Here is a 21,179-nt window from a genome sequence, read left to right on the forward strand (position 1 = left end):
ATGATAGTTGTATCCATAGCAAACCAGAAAGGTGGAGAAGGTAAAACTACGACCTCTCTTAATTTATCCATGGGGCTTGCGAGAAGAGGAAAAAAAACTCTGCTCGTCGATATAGATCCTCAAGCAAATTCAACCGGCATTTTTACAAATCCAGAAGGTATTGAGAAATCGATGCACGGAGTTTTTAACTCGAAAATGACTATTCAAGAAATCATGATAGAGACGAGATTACCCGATCTTTTTTTGGCCCCTTCCAAAATGAATCTTGCAGAAGTAGAAACGCTTTCCGGAAATTCCGTAGATGCGCCTTATATTCTGAGAGATTCTCTTCAAAGTGTGAGTGGGATAGACTTTTGTATCATTGATTGTCCGCCCAGCTTATCTATTTTTACGATTAATGCGCTCGTCGGATCAAATTACGTAATCATTCCCCTTCAAGCTGAAAAATTTTCCGTGGATGGAATTGTAGGACTCCAACAAACAATCACTAGCATCAAAAAAAGAATCAATCCGAACCTTGAAATTTTAGGGGCTTTAGTTACTCAACTTAAACCTCAAACACTTTTGACAAAAACTATTGTACCTGTTTTAACAAAATACTTCCGGATTTTCGAAACAAGCATCTCCGATGGGGTTGCAGTAGGAGAATCTCATCTTGCCAAAAAATCGGTATTTGAATACAACAAGACGAGTAAACAAGCCCAGGAATACGAAGGGTTTATAGAGGAGTTTTTAAATGAGCTCAAAAAGTAAACGACTCGGCTCTCTTGCAGATGTTTTCCAAGCCGAAAAGTTGGAGGGGACTATTCGTAAAATTCGGCTCGATAAAATTCTTCCATCGGAAAACCAACCCAGACAAGATCGAAAAAAAGGAATCGAAGACCTCGCGAGAAGTTTAGACAAAGACGGGCTACTCCAACCGATCATTGTAACAAAACAAAATCCGGAAGACGAGAACTATAAAATTGTAGCCGGAGAAAGAAGATACCACGCAGCTAAACAATTAGGCTGGGCAGAAATAGAATGTAAAATTTTAGACCGGGATGAAAAAGAAACCTTTCGACTCGCAATTATAGAAAACCTTCAAAGAGAAAACCTATCCCCCTATGAAGAAGTGGAAGCTATGTCGCATTTAAAAAATAGCTTCAAATATACGGATCAAGAATTAGGAACACTCTTTGGAAAAAGCAGAAGTTACATGACAGAACTTCTTGGAATTTCAAATCTAAGCAAAGATGAACTCAATTCCTGTAAAGAAGCAGGAATTGAAAGCAAAAATTTATTGATCCAAGCAGTCGCGGCTTCTCGAAAAGGAACCTTCTCCGAGTTTTTAAGTTTGTTTCAAGCGGGTGCGCTCAAAACTGTTAAAGATGCAAAATCTTTTAACCGGGAAGAGGAAAACTTATTCACACCTAAAATTACAAATGTAACAAACTCAAAAGTTTCAAATTTAAATTCAACGGAATATAAAATCACAAAAAAACAAGGCCTGATCCAGATTAGTTCTGATAACGAAGAACTGTTAGGTGATATTTTTAAACTTATCAAAAAAGAAATCCGTAAAAAATTCGATTCCACATAGCTCCCTAATGTCGCTTAACAATATTATTAAGCGACATTAAAGTACATACAAGTACTTAGCATAAGAAATTTCTAAAAATAAAAGGAAATGAACCAATGGGATTGACAAACTCTGCCCACAATCGTTTAATGTGACATAATATAGTAAACGGAAATATAGTACGAAATTCAGATCCAAAATGATTTGGGTCGGAAACGTATTTTTATTTGGATCCGGACAAAAAAATTCCCCTGGCTAACCAGGGGCCGGATTTTCCCGAAGGAATGTTGTTGGATGAGACATAGGTATCATTATGTCGGATAATGTCAACTCTCTTCGGAATTTTTGCTTAAAATTAATGTACTTTCCCATAAGGAGAGTCCCGAAAGAGAAAGATGGGCGAGCATTATCCCTACATTAAATTCTTCACAGATATCATCGAATCAGGTGTTTGGGCCAATTTATCTTCGGCCGCAAAAACTCTTTATCTCGTGCTGCTTAAATTTAGCGACCAGCACTTCAAACCAGTATGGCCAAGTACGGAAGTGCTTCTTAAATTAACCGGTTTTAAAACTAAAAAATCGATTATACAGGGAAAAAGAGATCTTATTCAAGCCGGTCTACTCCAAGTTACACCAGGGACTGGGCATACAAGTTCAAGATATTATTTTTGCTTCAACTACTCCGGTTCCAAAATTCCACCTCAGGGGTATAATTTCGGACACCCCGGGGGTGAGTTTTTTGGAACCTCAGGGGTGGCCGAAAGACAATCCCTGAGGTCTGGAGAAGGAACCCCAAACCATATCAATATAACCATTACCAATAACCAAAACCAAGAACCAACAAAGAAGGCCCTTTTGAATTTAAATGATTTAGAAGAAAAGTACGGCTCGTCAATTCTGTCGGAAGCACTTTCCATCGCTAAAACCCGAGGGATGGAAGCGAACCTAAAATATGTACAGGGAATCTGTAAAAATCTAATGAAAAACAGCAATAATTCGACTATGCCGGAATTTAATCAAAACATGAAAAATCCTCATGAAAAGGACGCCACTTGGAAGGGTTTTCTACTTTGGTCTAGAGATCGATTGACCCGATCCAGCACTGAGACGTTAGAAAAGATTAGAGTGGAACCGGATGGAAGAACGCTTTGTATCTTGGATCCAGTTCCCGAGTCCCTGCAAATGATCATAGCAAAGTACTTCACAGAGGAAATTAGTCCTCCGATATTGGTTATATTTTCCGCGAAAAGCGAAGAAAATCGAACCACCTCTGTCAAAAATTAAAAAAAGCAACCAGGACAAATCTTGAATGAATTCTGAATCAATTCGAATCAGCCACCCCGACTTGATCAAAATCCGTGAAGTCAAATCATCGGGAACATACGATTTAAAAGAAGGTAAATTACTTCATTATTTCGAAACTAAAAACTCACCCGGAATTTCCGTACTGATCCTTCAATTTGAAAACATTTCCAGTCTGAATCAAATTCGTCTTCATTCCAATCCTCAAGAAATTAATTTCTTTCCGGACACGTTTCGATTCGACATTTCTATGGATGGAATTGTTTGGGAACCGATCTTACAAGAAACCGGATTTAAGCGCTTGAATCAAAAAACAGGACAATGGAATTTTTCTTTGGTCCAAGCAAAATTCCTAAAATTAGTCGGTCAAGTGTCGGAGAAAGACAACTCGGGAAAATATAAAATTTCTTTGGGTCGATTAGAAGTCGGAATTTCCGGAATCGTTAAAATTCAAGTCAGTTCGGAACACGATCGTTTTTGGGTGAAAGAGAATTTGATCGACCAAAGACCCGACTATGGCTGGTCATCCAAGGAAGTTTCAAAACCTGGAGAAGAATTTTTTCTCGTAGATTTGGGTTCTATCAGTCGCGTGAATGAATTACGACTTTTGACCCCGAAGTTAGATCCAACTTTTTTTCCAGAAAGTTTCACCATTTATTATAGCGAAGATGATTTGTCTTGGAATCAATTGTTGGAAGAAAATCAATTCTTATCCGAACCCGGAGTTTGGTATCAATGGAGATTTTTGCCGGCAAACATTCGTTATTTGAAACTTGTCGCTCGCCAGAAAGAGAAAAAAAACCAGGGATCCTATCAATCTAAGATCGTGGAGTTGGAATTATATGCAACTCCGCATCTTAGCGACTTAACGAGTAAGCCCACCGCAGACCCTCTTCCTTATGCAACGGTTTTGAGATCCGGATTGGTGCGTCTTGCTGTGGATGGAGAAAACTCAGAAGGAGTCGCAATTCAATCCAACGATCGACGACTGCGAGACGCCTCCACTGAATACAAAGGTATTGTTGAACTTGCCGGGGATGGGGAAGACAAAGAAGGTGTTGTTATTCAGGGCAATGATAAACGCCTCAAACATGCGACGGAACTTACGCATGGACTGGTTCGTTTGGCGTCCAACGGTGAAAATAGAGCCGAACGGGCGGTTCAAGGGAACGATGACCGTTTACGGGCGGCTACAATTGCAAGTCTTGGAATTGTAGAACTTGCGGAAAACGGAGAAACAAAAGAAGGCGTTGTAGTTCAAGGAAACGACGATCGACTAAAAATTGCCACTTCGAAAAAATACGGACTTGTGATTCTTTCCGAACCCGGCGGATCCGAACCTGGAAGAGCTGTAACTGCCGACGATCCTCGAATTAAAAAAGCGAATACGGAATTTCCCGGAATCGTTCGTTTTGCAAGAAATGGAGAAGATTCTTCGGAGACCGCTGTTCAAGGAAATGATAAACGCCTAAAAATCGCCACAACCGAAGCCTATGGTATTGTTCAGTTAGCTCAGTCCGGTGAATCCAAAGAAGGACTTGTGGTCCAAGGAAACGATGAACGACTTCGCAGGGCTACAACGTCGTATCCGGGAATCGTAGAGATTGCCACGCTTGGAACTAATGCAGCTGGGAAAGTCGTTTCTGCTGACGATCCAAGATTATCCGACAAAAGGGATCCTAAACCTCATACTCACGATTATGCATCTCTGAATCACGATTTCAGTTCTCATACAGGTTTTCTAAAAGTAAAAGGTGCTACCGAAGCCGCTTATACAAATATCTCTCCCCCTCCGGAAAACCATGCTCCCATTTACGGAAAAAATGAAAGTGAAAAAGGAGCCGGAATTATTGGTGTGGCTCGTGATACGGGTCTTATCGGTTACGGAGAAAAATTCGGAGTTCGAGGCGATTCTTCTTCCGGCGACAAGGATGGTGCCGGTGTCATCGGTCTTGCAAAACGAGGATTTGGCGGAGTTTTTCATTCCAGATCGGGATTTGCTCTTCTTGCGACGGGAAAAGGAATTCCTTCCTTCGGGGAAGTCGGATCGGGAAAAGCTTTTCTTGCAGAGGGGGAATCTGAATTTTCCGGAACTGTTCGAATTTCGACAGGAAAAAATTCGGATTGCATCGCAAGATTTTTTCCCGTAAGCCCAGCGGATGTAATTTCCGAGGGGGATATTTTGGTGATGGGAGAAGATGGAAGACTGCAAAAAGCAAAGGTCGCTAACGCGACTCATACGATCGGTGTTGCCGTGAAATCGGCGGCTCTTTTATTGGGCGGACAGGCTCCTTCTGACGGGAATCATTGGCTGGTGGCCGTATCCGGTGTCGTAACGGTCAATGCGGACGCTTCCTCATATCCGATTCAGCCGGGGAGCTTGCTTGTGACCGGTTTGACGGGGGGGCATGCTGTTCGAATTTCGGCGGAGTCCTTGCGTCCGGGCGCCCTTTTTGGAAAGGCTTTGACCCCTCTTCGCAGTGGGCGAGGACAAATCCAAATTCTTCTCTGTTTTCAGTGATCAGGAGTTTATGAAAAAAGTATCTGAAATTTACGGTTCCGCAAAAGGACCAGTGTATTCGTTTGAATTCTTTCCGCCGAAAACTCCGGATGGGGATTTAAAATTGATGGAGACCGTCAAGGAGTTGGCCCTTCTTGATCCGGATTTTGTGACCGTGACGTATGGTGCCGGTGGTTCGACAAGAGATAAAACCGTACAAATTTTATCTGAGATTTCGAAACGTTATTCTTTTCCGACGGTTTCTCATTTTACTTGTGTCGGAGCAAATCAAGATCAGATTTTTAAAGCTCTGGAGGAAATTCGTTCTTCTGAGATTGTAAATTTGATGGCTCTTCGCGGAGATCCTCCAAAAGGAGAGGGAAAATTTAAAAAGACCGAAGGCGGTTTTGAGAACGCGACGGAACTCATTTCCTTCATTCGTTCCGAAAAACTGGATTTTTGCGTCGGAGGCGGTTGTTATCCCGAAAAACATCCGGATGCAAAAAGTCTTGAAGAAGACGTCGAAAATTTAAAACGGAAAGTGGATGCCGGAACTGACTTTTTAGTTTCCCAGCTTTTTTTTGTGAATTCTATCTTTGAAAACTTTTTGAATTTGGTGAGAAAGGCAGGTATTCGTGTTCCTGTAATTCCTGGAATTATGCCGATCACTTCTTTTTCTCAGATTGAGAGATTTCGCTCGATGGCCGGTTGCGAGTTCCCCTCTTCTCTTATTGAAGATTTGCAAGAAGTGGAACATCGCCCAGAGGAATTTTACAGAAGGAGTTTAAACTTTTCGGTAAAACAATGTAGGGAGTTGCTTGCGATGGGGGTTCCGGGAATTCATCTTTATACTCTGAATCAATCTCACGCGAGTTATGATATTGTAAGGGAATTGAAAAGTTAAAATCTGGATTTTTTGTTTTCTCCAAACTTGTGGTGTTCTACGAGTTTTGGGAAAAGTGCTTACAGTTTTTGGCTCAGATCTTGTCCTAGAACACTCAAGTCGTTGAAAAATTCCAGAGCGGAATTAAAAAAACCGCTCTAATCGCGCGTTTCAATGAAACGGAAACAGAAGGGAAATTAATTTTTCAACAACTCTATTAGAATTGTGTTAATTAAGGATAAGTAACGTTATGGGGAATTGCTCATCGCTACTTTTGCGGTATTCACAGGTTGTTTACACAATTTAGAGGACACACTTCGCTTTAAAAAAGCTCCTTTTCTTTCCCCGCGGGAAGAAACCCTGCTTCCACTCCTTTTTGATAAAGCGTAAGAATCGCATCTCTACCTTCGATTCCGAGGGAACGTGTAAATTCGTTTACATAAAGTTCGATATGCGCATCGACAACTTCTCGGGTAGTTTCCTGAGAATATTTGAGAATGTATTCGTAAGTTGTTTCTCGGTTTTTGTAAGCAAGGTCAAGACTTAACTTCAAAGAAGAATCAAAGTTTTCCTTCCACTCCTTTTGAATGTCTCTTCGAAACGCGATGGCGCCTAACGGAATGTGTTTGCCGGTTGTTTCTTCCCACCACTCTCCTAAATCTTGAAATTTGGAAAGCCCTTGCTTTTCGTAGGTAAACCTTTCTTCGTGAATCAAAACTCCGAAGTCGGCTTCCCCTGATATTAAAAGAGGAATGATTTTATCGTATCGGACAGGGATCGTTTGCAAGTCGTTCTTTAAGAAAAGTTTTAAGAGAAGATTCGCCGTGGTCCATTCTCCCGGGATAAGAATTTTTTTCCCTTTGGGATTCGGATTTCCGGGGTTATTTCCCTTTTTGTAAACGAGAAGCGGCCCGCAGTTTCTTCCAAGCGCAGAGCCGGAGTCCAATATGGAATACCGATCCATCACTGAAAAATATGCGGCGAAAGAAAGTTTTGTGATCTGGTATTTTCCGTCGAACGCGGCTCGATTCAGTCTTTCTACGTCGTGAAGTTCCTCTCGAACATAAAATCGTTCCGCGACCTTACCATGTACGAGATGATAAAATAAAAACGTATCATTAGGACAGGGAGAATATGCTAAACTGAATTCCATAACTCTTGTTCGCCTATAGGATCATTTTTCATCTTTGGTCGGAAAAGAAAAGTCTCTTCTTACAATTTGTAAATTTCTGTTCGATCCGAAAGAACGATTGTTGGTCGGGCAGAATTTTCATCATCCGATCGTCGGATGAAAAACGAAGCTTGAGCGTCGGCAGATTTGTCATCTATTTTATTTGTTCGTTGTGTTTTCCCTGTGCTTGATCGTTCTGACAATTTCATAAGCTTTATATGGAGTGTTTTTTCGAAATAAGAGTTCCTTTCAAAGCCCCAAAGTGATAGAAACTTTTAGATGTCTCGGAAAAATATGTTTGTTTGATCTTTTTATGAAAAAAAATCGTTCTCTAAATCTTTAGTTCCGATTTACTGAAAACAATCTATGTCTATTGACCCGACTCAGATTCATACCATTGCCGTCGATTTAGATGGAACTCTTCTCAATTCCAAAAGTAGAATTTCTCCCCTAACCCATTCGGTGCTTCAAAAGGCGATCGACCAGGGAAAAAATTTGGTGATCGCGACCGGTAGGAGATTTTACTCCTCTTTTCCGTTTGCAAAAGAATTTAGGGGAGAAGTTCACGTTGTGTCCAATAATGGGCAAATTCTTAGAAAGTCTCCGAGTGCGGAACGAATTTCCGAAAGTTATTTGGAATTAAGTTTGGTTCAAAAAATTCTTCATTTAGGAAAAGAATTTCACACTCCGCCTATTTTACACGTGGACAAATTCGAAGAAGGCATCGATATGCTCACCGAAATTCCGATTACGGACAGGATATATCATAACTATTCGGGCGGAGATCAGTCGAGAACCAAGAAGGTCGGCGATTTTCTTTCTGCGGATCTCGAAAAAATTTTAGTGATTTGTTTTTTATCGCTTCATAAGGAAGATTTAATTTCTCTCATCCGTAAAGTTTCCGCTCTTCCGGAAGCGTCCGAACTGCGGTGTATTCTTACCAAAATTCCCGGAGTTTCTTATTGTGTGGAAATTATCAATGTATCCGTTTCGAAATGGTCTGGGATTTCTAATTTTCTTTTCTTAAAAGGTTTGGACGGGAAAGGCGTGGTTGCCTTCGGGGACGAGCGAAACGACTTGGAAATGCTTCTTCATAGCGGCGTCGGCTTTGCGATGAAGAACGCCATTCCCGAAATCAAAAAATCCGTAAGACACATTACACGATACAGTAATGAAGAAGACGGAGTGGCTCTTGCTTTAGTGGAAAATCGGATCATCCTTTTTTGAGGTTATGTCGCAACTTTTGCACATACCATTGTAACAACTCAAGTCTTCTGTTTCGGAACCGGAAGGTTTGCCGACCAATTCCCGGACTACAGACAACAGAGGAAAGAAAAGCCGAACCGCCGTTAGGCTGACAACCGTATATACAATCCAATTTTGCGTCTGAATGTCCAAGTGCATAGGTCCAAATTGAAAATCAGTCTCAATAAAGTCAATAAAAACTTTTTTGAAAGAATGACACTTCTTTGACAATCAGAACTTTAAAACTGGTATAGTTTGTTTATCGATTATGTGGTCCACTCTGCAAGTTTATCATTCGATTCAAAAAGGTAGAGAGAATGTAGAAATTCCAGGCTCGTATTCTTGGACGACTTGTATGCGTACGATTTGGATCACGGATAGCCGGATTCACGGAGAACCTTCGGCACTTCCAGCTACTTTAGAGAAATATAATGGTTATGAAGCGTATCGCTTTATGCTTGAGGTTGTTTCCGGTCTTCATTCCAGACTTTTAGGTGAAACTGAAGTTCTCGCACAGTTTCGGGATAAGTTCAAAAACTCCTCCCTACCCTCTTCCGCATTCGGGGAATATCTCGCGAAATTCAGAGACAGTCTGATTCAGGATTCGAGAAGTATTCGTTCCCGTTATCTTCAAAATATTGGTGAACAATCTTACGGGGGTCTTGCAAATAAGTATCTGAAAGACCGAGGTTTGGTTTCTATTTTAGGAACGGGACAACTCGCCGAAAAAATTCTTCCTTGGTTGAAAAGTCGAAACGTGACTCTCGTCGGGCGCAACGAAAAACGTTTATTAGAACTTTCTAAAGAATTTGGTGTGTCCGTTAAGCCGCTGATTGATTGGAAACCTTCCGGGGAAGCGATCGTGATTGCGGCGCCTTTGAATCTTTCTTCTTATCTGGATTCGATTACGGGCGATGTTGTCGCGGTCGATTTTAGGGAAATTCCTTTGGAAGAAAAATGGCCCGATACGATTCAATACGTGTCTTTTGCCGAGATGTTGGATTCTCTTCGTGAAACCGAGGAAAGGGCTTTGCAAATTCGGGAAAAAATCGGACCCGCTCTGGATGAGCTCGTAGAAGAACGAGAGCTTGAAACTCGACAATTCATTTTCGGCTGGGAAGATCTGACTTGTCCCGCGTTCTAAAGATTGGTTCCCGTAACAGCGCTCTCGCAAAACTACAAACCTATCTTGTACTCGATGCTCTAAGGGAAAAATTTCCGAATACCCAAATCGAACTTCATTTTCGAGAAGCCTCGGGGGATCTGGATCTGCAAACCCCTCTCTGGAAAATGAGGACGAGAGGAGTTTTTACACAAGATCTCACAAAGGATCTCGTGGAAAAAAAAGTGGATCTCGTAATTCACTCCTGGAAGGACTTGGATTTGGAAGGCCATCCCGGAACGACAATCGTAGGCGTGTTGGACCGTGCAGATCAAAGAGACGTTCTTCTTTGGAAAAAATCCTCCCTTTCTAAATATTCCCCTTCGGAACTGAAAATTCAAACCTCTTCTCCGAGAAGGGAATATAATTTAAGAAAATTCTTAAGTAATTCCCTGCCTTCCCGTTATAAAAATTCTTCGCTTATCTTTTTACCGGTTCGAGGTAATATCCAAACGAGAATCCGCAAATGGAGAGACTCCGACTCGGATGGACTTGTGCTTGCCAAGGCGGCGCTTGATCGACTTTTGTCGGAGGGTTTTTTAAATTCGAATGAATTAGAATATCAAGAAATTCGAAAATTCTTAAAAGAGATCTTAGCGGAGTCGGTATTTCAAGTTTTTCCTCTTTCCTTAAATCCTTCCGCTCCCGCACAAGGGGCGATCGCGGCGGAGGTGAGAGCGGATGACGAGTGGGCTTTGAGTCTTGTCCGGGTCCTAAGCAAACCCGAAGTTGTTTCAGCGGTGCAAGAGGAAAGAGGCATCTTAAAACGTTTCGGCGGAGGTTGTCATCAAAAGATAGGCGTTTCGATTCTTCGCAAACCCTATGGAAAAATTTTATACCAAAGAGGACTTACGGATTCCGGCGAAATTTTGGAAATTGAGGAACAATTCTCCGATACTTTTTTTCCTCCGGCCGAGTCCGTCGCAAAAGCTTATCCGGTGCCGGGAGAGGCGGTCAAACAAAAACGAACTCCTTTGGATTCTTCCCAAGGATTTGTTCTTTCCAAGGACGGTAAAGAAGACAAAGTCATTTTTCCCGAAGAGCTGATCCTAAAAGATTGGCTTGTGACCCGAGGCAATGCCTTTCCAAATTTGGATCCGTCCTTAGAGCACAGGGGCCTCGTCTGGACTTCCGGTTTGAAAACTTGGTACCAACTCGCCGAAAAGGATATTTGGGTTCATGGTTCTTTGGATGCGCTCGGAGAAGAGGAACTTCCCAAACATTCCATTTTTGGAAACTCCTTGGATTTTGTGAAGTGTACACACATAGGTTCCACGGAGATCGCATCCGGTCTTACGCGGATTCTTACGTATCAAACACAGCCTATGGAAGATCACCCCGATCTTTCCGAAAAAACTCATTTTTTTTGGATGAGTGCGTCTCAGTTCGATACGGCTTTGTCGTTTTTCCCTCGAATCCGAGATCGATTTCATGCCTGCGGGCCCGGAATTACTTCCTCCCATATCCGAAAAGTTCTGGGAGAATCGGCAAACTTATCTGTCTTTATACACTATGAGTCCTGGCTACAAAGTCTCGGACTTAAAGAATTCAAAGGAAAAGAGCTTGGAAACCAAACAAAGAAGAATTCGCCTTAATACAGGACTCAGAGATCTTGCGTCTTCGGAAAGTCTAAATTCAAAAAAACTAATACAACCTCTTTTTATCGTAGAAGGTTTAGAGGAAAGAGAAAAGATAGATTCTCTTCCCGGCGTTTACAGAGACTCCGAGATTTCCGTTTTGAAACAAGCGGAATCGGATCTTAAGGCGGGAGTGACTCATTTTATTCTTTTTCTCGTTCCAAAGTCCAAATCCAATTCTGAGATTCCGAAATCTTTTTACGAACGCTCCATCTCTTCCTTGAAAAAGGAATTCCCCAACGCCTTTTTATGGATCGATACTTGTATGTGTTCGCTCACGACGCACGGTCACTGCGGACTTCTGCGTCCGGACGGAAGTGTCGATAACCCCTCTTCCGTAAGACATCTTTCCGAGATCGCCTTGACGTATGCGCAGTCCGGTGCGGATGGGATCGCTCCGAGCGATATGATGGACGGAAGAGTCAAAAGCCACCGCTCTATTCTGGACACAAACGGTTTTTCGAATATTCCAATTTTAAGTTATTCTACTAAATTTAAGAGCAATTTTTATGGACCGTTTCGTGTGGCTGCGGATTCCGCTCCGGGACAAGGGGATCGTTCTTCCTACCAGATCGACGTTCGAAACCGGGAGGATTCGATTCTTTCCTCCATCCGCGATAAGGAAGAAGGCGCAGATTTTTTAATGGTCAAGCCCGGAATGACTTCTATCGATCTTATCGGTCCGATCCGTGAAAAAACAGGACTTCCGACCGGCGCTTATCAGGTCAGCGGAGAATATGCGTCGATTCACTATCTTGCGCAAAACGGTTTTTGTGATTTTAACGCTGCCTTGTGCGAGACCTGGCAGATTTTTTCTAGGGCGAATGCCGCTTATTTGATAACTTATGGAGCGAGAAAAGGTAAGGAGATTTTATCTTGAGTCAACGTTCATCCGAATTGATTTCCGATTCGTGGAAAGGGAATACTTCCGAAGAGCTTTTTGAAAGAGCTAAGATTGTTTCCCCCGGAGGGGTTCATTCTCCCGTCCGTTCCTTTCGTTCGGTGGGAGGCACGCCCGTATTTTTCGTTTCCGCAAATGGGCCCACGTTAACCGACGTTTCCGGCAAGGAATATGTCGATTTTTGTCTGAGTTTCGGTCCTTTGATTTTGGGTCACAGAGATCCGGAAGTGGAAGAAGTGGTTCGTGAAACTGCGGGCCTTGCATGGAGTTTCGGAACCGCGGAACCCTACTCTCTCGAACTTGCGGAATTTATCACGGGTCGGATTCCTTGGGCCGAAAAGGTCCGTTTTGTGAATTCGGGTACCGAGGCGGTGATGAGCGCGCTTCGTGTCGCGCGTGCGGCGACCGGAAGGGAAAAAATTTTCAAGTTCGACGGATGTTATCACGGTCATTTGGATGCGCTTTTGGTTAAAGCGGGTTCCGGCCTTGCAGGAGAATCCTCTTCCGACAGCGCTGGAATTTCTTCGACTGCAATCGCAAATACTCTCACGCTACCTTTGGACGACGAAATGGCGGTACAGAAATTGTTCGAATCCGAAGGAAAAAATATAGCTGCTTTGATTATCGAGCCTTTGCCGGCTAACTACGGACTTCTCCTACAAAGAAAGGAATTTCTTTTGAAAATTGCAGAGATCGCGAAAAAATATGGAACGTTAGTCGTGTTTGATGAGGTGATTTCGGGATTTAGGACCGGTTTTCAGGGAATGTCCGGTTTGCTTGGAATTCGTCCCGATTTAGTAACTTACGGTAAGATCATAGGGGGCGGTTTTCCGGTCGGTTGTTACGCCGGAAGGAAGGATCTTTTGGATTTAGTCGCTCCTTCCGGTCCGGTATATCAGGCCGGAACATTGAGCGCCAATCCGTTTGGAATGAGAGCCGGGCTTGCAACTCTAAAAAAAGCCGAAAGAGATTCCATCTATTCGGTGTTAGAAGCTCGAACCAAAACTTTTGCCGACGGAATGGTAAAACTTCTGAATGGAAAAACGGATCAGGAATGGGAGGCTGTGACTCATTCCTCCCTGTTCTGGTTTCGTAAAAAAACGCAACAAGCGGTAAGAAGGATCGATCAGATTCCGGAAGGTCATAAAGAAGGGTTTGCGAAAGTATTTCACGTTTTGTTAAAGAACGGAATTTATCTGGCTCCTTCCGGTTATGAGGTGGGATTCTTATCCTGGGCCCATAATGATTCGGTGATCGCAAGGACTTTGGAAATAGCAGATAAGGCCTTCAAGGGACTCTAATGTCTTCTCTGTGGAAAAATTCTAGAATCCTTTTTGCAATCGTTTGGTTGTTGGTCACGGTTTCACTCGGGGTTTGGTGGTTTTTACTCGGGCTTAAACTTACGAATACCGTAGCGGGGCTTAGCGCGAAACTGAATTCGTCGTCTGAAAGTTTTTCCATTTTGGAAAGACAAAGCAGAATGATCAAAATGGAAGGCGCTTTTTTTCTTTTGATGCTTTTTCTGGGAGGAGCGACGCTGATTTGGTTTTCTTATCGTGAAACGCGTAGAAATAAACTGATTCACGATTTTTTTTCCACTGTGACTCATGAGATGAAGACGCCCCTTGCGAGTCTGCGTCTTCAAGCTGAAAGTTTACAGGAGGAAACGCTGAGTTTGAATGAGAACAAACTCATTCATCGGTTATTGATGGACTCCGTAAGAATTGAATCCCAGATGAATCGCGCGATGTATCTCGCGAGTCTGACTAGATCCGAAATCCTTTACATAGAAAAAGTGAACGTGCGCGAGATTTTTCTTTCTATCGGAGAGGATTTTCCCGAACTCAAAATCGATCTTTCCCGCCTGGAAAACGTTTCCGTTTCCGCTGACAGAAAGGCGCTCGAAAGTATTTTTAAAAATCTAGCGGAAAATTCTTTGAAACACGGCAAAGCTCGGATCCTTGAAGTGATTTCCGAAAAACAAAAATCCGATCGAATTCTAATAACGGTTTCGGATAACGGATTCGGATTTGACGGAAAGTATAAAGTTTTGGGAATCCCTTTTTATAGACACGGGAGCACGAGCGGAACCGGCATAGGGCTTTATATAATAAAAAAGTTGATGAAAAAAATGAAGGGCGATATGCGGATCGTTCCGCAAAAAAACGGTTTTAGAGTGGATCTGAATTTTTTGGGAGCGATCTGAAATGAAAGCCAAACTCTTGTTAGTCGAAGATGATCGTTCCCTGGGTGAGACTCTTCAAGAGCGTTTGCAAAAAGAGGGGTATGAGGTTCTTTGGACGGTTTCCGCGGTTTCCGCAAAAAAATTGGTCAAAGACGAAAAACCGCATCTGATTCTTTTGGATGTGCGTTTGCCGGACGGAGACGGCTTTGCGCTCGCGGAAGAACTGAAAGAAGCAAAAGACTGCCCCCCGTTCCTGTTTCTAACCGCGCAAGCGGGAGCGCCGGAAAGGCTCAGAGGATTCGAACTCGGAGCGGAAGAATTCATTCCTAAGCCGTTTCATCTCAAGGAGCTTCTTCTTCGCGTTAAACACGTATTAGAATCTCATAAACATTCCATCGAAGAAACCAGATTTTTTTATAAGGACTACGTCTTGGATTTTCAGGGATTTCAGGTTAGGAAAGGATCGGAAGAATTCCCGCTTTCCAAAAGGGACTGTGCCCTACTCCATTTTCTCGTGACAGAAAGGGATCGGACGGTCAGTCGTGCGGAAATATTGGATAAACTTTGGGGAGAAGAACGTTTTCCAACAAATAGGACGATAGATAACTCGATCGTAAGACTAAGGCATGTCTTTGGAGAGGAGGGAGAAAGGGTGATTCGATCCGTCAGAGGTGTCGGTTATCAATGGATCGGAGAAATCAAAGATGTCGAGTAAACGGTATTCAAACGCTATCAGCGGAGTCGCTCAGAAAATTCCTCCCGTATGGATGATGAGGCAGGCGGGCCGTTATCATAAACACTACCAAGCTCTCAGACAAAAATATGCGTTTGAAGAACTTTGTAAAAATCCGGAATTGGCGGCGGAAGTCGCCTTCGGTCCCGTAGACGACTTTGATTTTGACGTTGCGATTCTTTTCTCCGATATTCTTTTTCCATTGGAAGCTTTGGGAATGGGACTTCGATACGCGGATGCCGGACCGGTTTTGAGTTTTTCGATCCGATCCGAAAAAGATTTGAGGAAGTTAAAGCCCGTGGAAGATTCAATTTCCTTTATGCAGTTTCAAAAAAAGGCGATACAGTTGACTCGGGAGAGGATCTCCGAGGACAAGTCCGTCATCGGATTCGTGGGCGGCCCTTGGACTTTGTTTACGTATGCGGTTTCCGGAAAACACGAAGGAAATCTTTCGCTTCCGAAAATTCTTACAGATGTTCGAAATGAATTTTTGAAAAAAATAATCCGGTTTTTAAAAGAGAACATTTCTCTTCAACTGGAAGGCGGAGCCGAGTTGATCATGATCTTCGATACCGCGGGAGGAGACCTTTCTCCCGAATTGTTTCGTGAAATCGTAATTCCCGGGATAAAAACTTTGGCCGATAGTTATCCGGGCAAGGTCGGATATTATGGAAAAGGAACATCGTCTCCGCATTTTCAAGCGCTTCAAGAGATTTTGACTCTTGCCGGTTTTGGATTCGATCATAGGTGGGATCTGAAAGAAATTCTTAAAAATGAAAAGAGAATGGTTCAAGGAAATTTCGATCAAAACTTATTGTTTATGGAGAGAGAGGAATTTAAGAGAACTCTCAAACGTTATTTAATGCCTTATCGGGATCTTTCGCCCGAAGAGAGAATCGGTTGGGTTTGCGGGCTCGGACACGGGGTCATGCCCAAAACACCCGAAGAGAATGTGAAAAGCTTCGTAGAAATTGTGAGAGAGACATTTCGATGACGGTTGAAAAAGAGCTGATTGCAAAATACGATATCCCGGCGCCTCGATACACGAGTTATCCTACCGTACCTTATTGGTCCGAAAATCCGACCACGGAAGAATGGTTGAATAAGGTGAGAAATCGTATTCGTTCCAAAAATTCTTCCCTTTCCCTGTATTTGCATATCCCTTTTTGCGAAACCCTTTGTTCTTTTTGCGGGTGCAATACTTCGATTACAAAAAATCATTCCGTGGAAGATCCTTATGTCGAGACCATTCTGTCGGAATATTCCAGTTATCTAAGGGAGGCGCCCGAAATCTCTCAAAGGGAGTTGAAAGAGATCCATCTAGGCGGTGGAACTCCGACGTATCTTTCGGAGAAGAATTTGGAAGTTCTACTTAGTTTTATATTAGAAAGAATGAATGTTTCTTCTATGCCGGAGTTTTCTCTCGAGGTGGATCCTCGTAGGACCAGAGATACGCAGTTAAAAATTCTCCGTGATTTCGGATTTAAAAGAATCAGTTTGGGAGTGCAAGACTTCGATCCGGAAGTGCAACGGTTAGTGAATCGTACACAACCTTTCGAAATGACGAAAAAGACCACGGAACTTTCCAGAAAATTGGGATACACATCCGTAAATTTCGATCTCATTTACGGACTTCCGAAACAGAATCTGGAGAGTATGAAACGGACCGTTGAAAAAACTTTGGAATTGCGTCCGGATCGGATCGCATTCTACAGTTACGCGCATGTACCTTGGCTCAAGGCGGCGCAAAGATTGTTTACGGAGTCGGATCTTCCTTCCGGTCCTGAAAAGCGCGAATTGTATGAAGTTTCCAGAGAAATGTTTTTGAAAGCGGGTTATATCGAGATCGGAATGGATCATTTCGCTTTGGAATCGGATTCTCTTTCCCAGGCGGCAAAAAACGGAAATTTACATCGGAACTTTATGGGCTATACTTCCAAAACGACGGATCTACTTTTGGGTCTCGGAGTTTCCGCGATTTCGGATAGTTGGGATTGTTTCCACCAAAACGAGAAAATCGTCAAAAAATATCAAAAACGTATTCACAAAGAGGGGTTTGCCACACTTCGGGGACATAAGCTTGACGAGGAAGATTTGATACAAAGATCATTGATTCTGCAATTATCGACGACGGGAACGGTTATAGTACCGAAGCGAATTTTGCGGGATGTGAAGCTGTATTTAGCTTCTATGGAGGACGATACTTTAATTAGATGGGAAGGAAATCTTCTCTCTTTGACCGAAAAGGGTTGGCCTTTTCTTCGCAATGTTTGCACCGGTTTGGATCTCAGATTACGGAGAAAAAGCCCGGAATTGAGGGTTTTTTCAAGGTCGATTTGAAATGAAATATCCGGTTTTCGGTCGAAAAGTCGTCCAAAAAATTATGAGTAAGGAATGACGGTTTTAACAAACAAAAATTGTCGCTTATCGTGGGGAAGGCCTATTTTGAAATTATTTTTGAAAAAACTATTTTTAACTTTCGCTGTGTTCGTTACCGCCGCTCTTTCGATTTCGGCGGAAACCGTTCTTTTGCAAGAAGGCGGAAGTTTCCGCGGTAAGGTCGTTACTCAAAATCAAAAAACAATTACGATTCAAACCAGAGAAGGCAAACGGGTTATTCCCAAAAAGGAAGTGTTGAAGGTCATTTATAAAGATGTCAACGAAGCGGAAGAAGAAAAGATCCGCAACCTCGAGATCCAAAAGTTGGAAGAGGAAAAACTTTCAAAACAAAAAGATCAGGAATTGAAAAAACGGCAGATGGAAGAAGAGCGTCTCGGAAAAGAGAAAGAAGAAATGGATAATAAACCCCTTCCCCCTCCTCTCCTCAAAGAACCCGAGGTTTCCCGGGTCGGAGCGTTTGCAAGATCCGCAGTACTTCCGGGTTGGGGACAATGGGCGAGCGGAAGAAAATTCGCGGCGATTCTTTACCCTACTCTCTTTTTAGCGGCGGGTTATGCGGTTTATGAGAACAATCGCAAATATATAGTCGCTAAAAAAGAATATGAAAATTACGGAAACCCGTATTCGAAGAGTTCGTTCGTAATGGCCGCGTTAGGGATCGCAAATCCGGATTTACCTCCGGTGATTTCCGATCCGGTTACTCTTCATATTTACAACCAGAATTTTAGTCCTTATCAGGACAAAAGGGAAGCCGTAGATAAGGCCTATAAAAATCTTCAAACTAGTATTGGAGTGTTAGCCGGAGTTTATCTGATTAACTTGGCGGATGCTTTTCTTTTCGGCGGTCAAATATCCTCCAAGGTTGGAATTTCGGACGGGACGACCAAAGGGTTGATTTTCGATTACAATCCGATGGCGAGTTCTGGAATCTCTAACGGCGGATTTACGGCTACTCTTGAGTCTAAATACACGTTTGGATATCGGTATCAATTCTAGAATCGGTTTATTTTAAAACCGGCGGTTTTTTAGAAAATAGAATCCGTTTTGATTTCCGGATTGCTGATTTACAATCTTTTGATTTCTACAAAAATGGGCCGGTGAATACGCAACCGCCGGATCATATCGTTGTCGGAACGGGTTTTACTGGGCTTCTATATGCTACCCTTGCTGTTTTAAAGGGAGAGTCCGTTCTTCTTTATGAAAAACAAAATCGTTCCGGGGGATTGATCGGGTCTGTTCCGACTCCTTTCGGACTCGTGGAAACGGCGGCGAACGGAATCTTAAATTCCTATCAACTTGAAGAACTCGCTTCCGCACTCAACTTGGATATTATATCCGCAAAAAAGAACTCGAAAAAAAGATTTATCTGGAAGGACGGAATTCCAAAAAGAATTCCACTTTCCTTTTTGGAACTCTTACGCCTGTTATACGGAGTTTTGACAATACCTGCCGGGATTCGACGGGAGGAATCGGTTTATCAATGGGGGGTTCGTGTTTTGGGAAAAGGTACCGTGGAAAGTTTATTGGAACCGGGCTTCGCGGGAGTATATGCAGGAAATTTAAAGGACATGTCGGCCGAGCTTGTGTTGAGAAGATGGGTTTCTTCGGAAGAATCGCTGTTGAAAAATATTCGGTCGACGATTCGAAAGAAAAAAGCGGAACAAAAGGTAGCGAAGCAAAGAAGAGGAACCGTAAGTTTTCGAGGCGGATTGGGAGAATTCCTAAGCGTGATGGAAGCAAAAATCACATCATCTCCGAATTCCAGGATCTTGTACTCGGAAGAATCCCCTACTCTAAGTTCGCTTAGAAAAAAATATCCGAAGGCAAAAATCGTCCTTGCTTGCGGTTTGGAATCTTCTCTGAGATTATTATCTTCGAGTTTCCCCGTTTTTAAGAGATACCAAAAAATTTGCAAAACGCTTGGAATTGTGACGGTCACTCGTTTCGGAAATCAGCCGCTGCTCGGTAAAAAAACAGGATTTGGAATTCTTTTTCCTCCGGATTCAGGTATACGGGCCCGAGGAGTATTATTGAATTCCTCCATCTTTCCGGGAAGAGCCTCCGAAGGACATTATTCCGAGACGTTTATTTTCGGAGGCGCCTTAGACGCAGACATTGTGAAACTCAAAGAAGACGAGATCGTATCCATCTTGGAAGAAGATCGGAAAAAGATTGCGGCTCAAAACGACGAGCCCATCAATCACTACGTTACGATCTGGAAATCCGCACTTCCGGTATACGACGCCGCGCTTCTCGAATTCAACAGAGAGTTGGATCGTAGTCTGCCGCAAGGGATTTTTGTGGAAGGAAATTTTCGATACGGGATCGGTCTAAGTTCGATTCTAGAAAGGGTTTGGAATATTATGCGAAATGGAAAGTAATTTTCGCTTAGGAGCTGATCGGACATTCTCCCGATTTTAAATTCGGAAAGTATCCCCCTAACTTTTTACAGATACATTCGTTCTTCGGGGATTGAGTGGATTCCAAACCGATTTTTGCCATTGCTTCGATGAATTTCGGATAAATTCCGGGAGCCGGGATTCGATGATACTCGACAATCCCGTTTTCGTAGGCGATTTTTCTGAGCTGTTCTCCAATCTCTTCCAAGGTTTCCAAATGATCGCTTACGAAACTGATCGGATATACGGCAACCCTTTTGATCCCGTTTTTTCCCAATTGTTTGAGCATCGTAATCGTGTTTGGTTCCGTCCATTTCGAAGGCCCTACCCTACTTTGAAAGGAAGTATGACATTTTCCTCGAAATCCTTTTTCATAAAGAAGTTGTTTTAAACTTTCGACGTTGGAATTAATTTCTTCCCTGTATCGATCCCCTTTGTCGATCAAACGGATTGGTATGCCGTGAGCGCTGAAGATCAAGTCGATCGTTTCCCAATTCGACACACTTTGGAAGGAATCGGAGTGTAAAAAGTCCTTCCGGTTTAGTTTGTCTTGAAAAAAATCCAAAATAAGATCCCGAATCGATTCCAAATAGGCTTGTGAAGAATGGAATGGTGCGACCCAGCCTTCGTAACTCACGGGGCAGAATTTTGTCGTTTGTTCCACGAGTTTAGCCGTGCTCAAAACAGTGGATCTGGAAAAGTGGGGATATAAGGGGAGAAGGATATTTCGTTTTGTGGGAATGAGGGAGTCTTGGTTTAATTTTCTAATGTCGGGATAGCCGCAGGTCATCGTGATGTTGCCTTCCCATTCTTCTCCCGTAATTTTTTCGAGGGCTTCGGCAATTGCGGTCGCCTGTTTGGAGGTTTCTAAAACAAGAGGAGAACCGCCTCCGAGTCCCATAGACTTGTAGGTTTGAGCGACTTTCGTAACTCTTTTTTTTGCGACCCATTTTCCTAAAGGTTTTCTGATCCATTCGGGAAGAGGAAGATCGAAAACAAAAGGGTCTTCGAAAAGGTCGATCAGAAATTTTTCGATTTCCGACGCGTCCCGCGGACCGCCTAGATTGATTAATAAGATTCTGTTTTTCAGGAAAAGTA

General features: G+C 42.9%; 19 protein-coding genes. 16 read left to right on the forward strand and 3 right to left on the reverse strand.

Going from position 1 to position 21,179, the window contains the following annotated elements:
• The 5 genes from FHG67_RS19410 to metF all read left to right on the forward strand — a co-directional run bounded on the left by FHG67_RS19410 (position 1) and on the right by metF (position 6,269).
• A complete protein-coding gene (locus tag FHG67_RS19410; RefSeq protein WP_002727692.1) occupies positions 1-753 on the forward strand; it encodes a ParA family protein in 753 nt (250 codons plus the stop codon).
• Positions 737-1,582, forward strand: a complete 846-nt coding sequence (locus FHG67_RS19415; protein WP_004497417.1) for a ParB/RepB/Spo0J family partition protein — start codon at positions 737-739, stop codon at positions 1,580-1,582. Before FHG67_RS19410 ends, FHG67_RS19415 begins: the two co-directional genes overlap by 17 nt.
• 374 nt (positions 1,583-1,956) lie before the next feature.
• Positions 1,957-2,847, forward strand: a complete 891-nt coding sequence (locus FHG67_RS19420; protein WP_004500629.1) for a helix-turn-helix domain-containing protein — start codon at positions 1,957-1,959, stop codon at positions 2,845-2,847.
• Between the two features lie 25 nt (positions 2,848-2,872).
• Complete coding sequence (locus FHG67_RS19425; protein WP_004497445.1) at positions 2,873-5,386, forward strand: discoidin domain-containing protein; 2,514 nt, start codon at positions 2,873-2,875, stop codon at positions 5,384-5,386.
• A gap of 10 nt (positions 5,387-5,396) precedes the next feature.
• The gene (metF, locus tag FHG67_RS19430; protein ID WP_004497339.1) at positions 5,397-6,269 is read left to right on the forward strand and encodes a methylenetetrahydrofolate reductase [NAD(P)H]; all 873 of its coding nucleotides are present in this window, start codon (positions 5,397-5,399) and stop codon (positions 6,267-6,269) included.
• A gap of 301 nt (positions 6,270-6,570) precedes the next feature.
• Here metF and FHG67_RS19435 read toward each other — a convergent pair whose 3' ends face one another.
• Positions 6,571-7,401 carry a 1,4-dihydroxy-6-naphtoate synthase gene (locus FHG67_RS19435; RefSeq protein WP_004500642.1) on the reverse strand — a complete coding sequence of 277 codons (831 nt, stop codon included), beginning with the start codon at positions 7,399-7,401 and terminating at the stop codon, positions 6,571-6,573.
• A 384-nt stretch (positions 7,402-7,785) separates the two neighbouring features.
• Between FHG67_RS19435 and FHG67_RS19445 the strand changes: the two genes are divergently transcribed.
• Complete coding sequence (locus FHG67_RS19445; protein WP_004500647.1) at positions 7,786-8,646, forward strand: Cof-type HAD-IIB family hydrolase; 861 nt, start codon at positions 7,786-7,788, stop codon at positions 8,644-8,646.
• Here FHG67_RS19445 and FHG67_RS19450 read toward each other — a convergent pair.
• Positions 8,617-8,823, reverse strand: coding sequence for a hypothetical protein (locus FHG67_RS19450; RefSeq protein ID WP_080597185.1), 207 nt, complete (start codon positions 8,821-8,823; stop codon positions 8,617-8,619). The genes FHG67_RS19445 and FHG67_RS19450 overlap by 30 nt on opposite strands.
• A 109-nt stretch (positions 8,824-8,932) precedes the next feature.
• Here FHG67_RS19450 and FHG67_RS19455 point away from each other — a divergent pair, with 109 nt between their 5' ends.
• The 10 genes from FHG67_RS19455 (at position 8,933) to hemG (ending at position 20,063) form a co-directional block, all read left to right on the forward strand.
• Positions 8,933-9,808, forward strand: a complete 876-nt coding sequence (locus FHG67_RS19455; RefSeq protein WP_004500652.1) for a Rossmann-fold NAD(P)-binding domain-containing protein — start codon at positions 8,933-8,935, stop codon at positions 9,806-9,808.
• Positions 9,793-11,421, forward strand: a complete 1,629-nt coding sequence (locus FHG67_RS19460; protein ID WP_004497353.1) for a type 2 periplasmic-binding domain-containing protein — start codon at positions 9,793-9,795, stop codon at positions 11,419-11,421. Before FHG67_RS19455 ends, FHG67_RS19460 begins: the two co-directional genes overlap by 16 nt.
• Entirely contained in the window at positions 11,390-12,343 is a 954-nt protein-coding gene (hemB, locus tag FHG67_RS19465; RefSeq protein WP_004497425.1) for a porphobilinogen synthase, read from the forward strand. The genes FHG67_RS19460 and hemB overlap by 32 nt, the downstream gene beginning before the upstream one ends.
• Positions 12,340-13,665 (forward strand): glutamate-1-semialdehyde 2,1-aminomutase, encoded by a 1,326-nt coding sequence (gene hemL, locus FHG67_RS19470; RefSeq protein ID WP_004500614.1) that lies wholly within the window; start codon positions 12,340-12,342, stop codon positions 13,663-13,665. The genes hemB and hemL overlap by 4 nt, the downstream gene beginning before the upstream one ends.
• Entirely contained in the window at positions 13,665-14,570 is a 906-nt protein-coding gene (locus FHG67_RS19475) for a sensor histidine kinase (protein WP_004497267.1), read from the forward strand. The genes hemL and FHG67_RS19475 overlap by 1 nt, the downstream gene beginning before the upstream one ends.
• Position 14,571: 1 nt before the next feature.
• A complete protein-coding gene (locus tag FHG67_RS19480; RefSeq protein WP_004497370.1) occupies positions 14,572-15,264 on the forward strand; it encodes a response regulator transcription factor in 693 nt (230 codons plus the stop codon).
• Entirely contained in the window at positions 15,254-16,276 is a 1,023-nt protein-coding gene (locus FHG67_RS19485) for a uroporphyrinogen decarboxylase family protein (RefSeq protein ID WP_002556556.1), read from the forward strand. Before FHG67_RS19480 ends, FHG67_RS19485 begins: the two co-directional genes overlap by 11 nt.
• Positions 16,273-17,622: an oxygen-independent coproporphyrinogen III oxidase gene (gene hemN / locus FHG67_RS19490; RefSeq protein WP_004502117.1), complete on the forward strand. Its 1,350-nt coding sequence runs from the start codon at positions 16,273-16,275 to the stop codon at positions 17,620-17,622. Before FHG67_RS19485 ends, hemN begins: the two co-directional genes overlap by 4 nt.
• 105 nt (positions 17,623-17,727) lie before the next feature.
• Positions 17,728-18,678 carry an LA_0442/LA_0875 N-terminal domain-containing protein gene (locus tag FHG67_RS19495; protein WP_002556557.1) on the forward strand — a complete coding sequence of 317 codons (951 nt, stop codon included), beginning with the start codon at positions 17,728-17,730 and terminating at the stop codon, positions 18,676-18,678.
• A gap of 101 nt (positions 18,679-18,779) precedes the next feature.
• Entirely contained in the window at positions 18,780-20,063 is a 1,284-nt protein-coding gene (hemG, locus tag FHG67_RS19500; RefSeq protein WP_142499935.1) for a protoporphyrinogen oxidase, read from the forward strand.
• A 7-nt stretch (positions 20,064-20,070) separates the two neighbouring features.
• On the opposite strand, the gene hemH is transcribed toward hemG, so the two are convergent.
• On the reverse strand, positions 20,071-21,171 hold the full coding sequence (gene hemH / locus FHG67_RS19505) for a ferrochelatase (protein ID WP_172616541.1): 1,101 nt from the start codon (positions 21,169-21,171) through the stop codon (positions 20,071-20,073).
• Positions 21,172-21,179: the final 8 nt, after the last annotated feature.

It is taken from the genome of Leptospira weilii (assembly GCF_006874765.1).
Classification (GTDB): Bacteria; Spirochaetota; Leptospiria; order Leptospirales; family Leptospiraceae; genus Leptospira; species Leptospira weilii.

Coding starts and splice junctions, on each gene's coding strand:
- hemN (WP_004502117.1), top strand. CDS start 16,273: ATGACGGTTGAAAAAGAGCTGATTGCAAAATACGATATCCCGGCGCCT.
- metF (WP_004497339.1), top strand. CDS start 5,397: ATGAAAAAAGTATCTGAAATTTACGGTTCCGCAAAAGGACCAGTGTAT.
- FHG67_RS19420 (WP_004500629.1), top strand. CDS start 1,957: ATGGGCGAGCATTATCCCTACATTAAATTCTTCACAGATATCATCGAA.
- FHG67_RS19435 (WP_004500642.1), bottom strand. CDS start 7,401: ATGGAATTCAGTTTAGCATATTCTCCCTGTCCTAATGATACGTTTTTA.
- FHG67_RS19480 (WP_004497370.1), top strand. CDS start 14,572: ATGAAAGCCAAACTCTTGTTAGTCGAAGATGATCGTTCCCTGGGTGAG.
- FHG67_RS19485 (WP_002556556.1), top strand. CDS start 15,254: ATGTCGAGTAAACGGTATTCAAACGCTATCAGCGGAGTCGCTCAGAAA.
- FHG67_RS19425 (WP_004497445.1), top strand. CDS start 2,873: ATGAATTCTGAATCAATTCGAATCAGCCACCCCGACTTGATCAAAATC.
- FHG67_RS19450 (WP_080597185.1), bottom strand. CDS start 8,823: ATGCACTTGGACATTCAGACGCAAAATTGGATTGTATATACGGTTGTC.
- FHG67_RS19445 (WP_004500647.1), top strand. CDS start 7,786: ATGTCTATTGACCCGACTCAGATTCATACCATTGCCGTCGATTTAGAT.
- FHG67_RS19455 (WP_004500652.1), top strand. CDS start 8,933: ATGTGGTCCACTCTGCAAGTTTATCATTCGATTCAAAAAGGTAGAGAG.
- FHG67_RS19475 (WP_004497267.1), top strand. CDS start 13,665: ATGTCTTCTCTGTGGAAAAATTCTAGAATCCTTTTTGCAATCGTTTGG.
- FHG67_RS19415 (WP_004497417.1), top strand. CDS start 737: ATGAGCTCAAAAAGTAAACGACTCGGCTCTCTTGCAGATGTTTTCCAA.
- FHG67_RS19410 (WP_002727692.1), top strand. CDS start 1: ATGATAGTTGTATCCATAGCAAACCAGAAAGGTGGAGAAGGTAAAACT.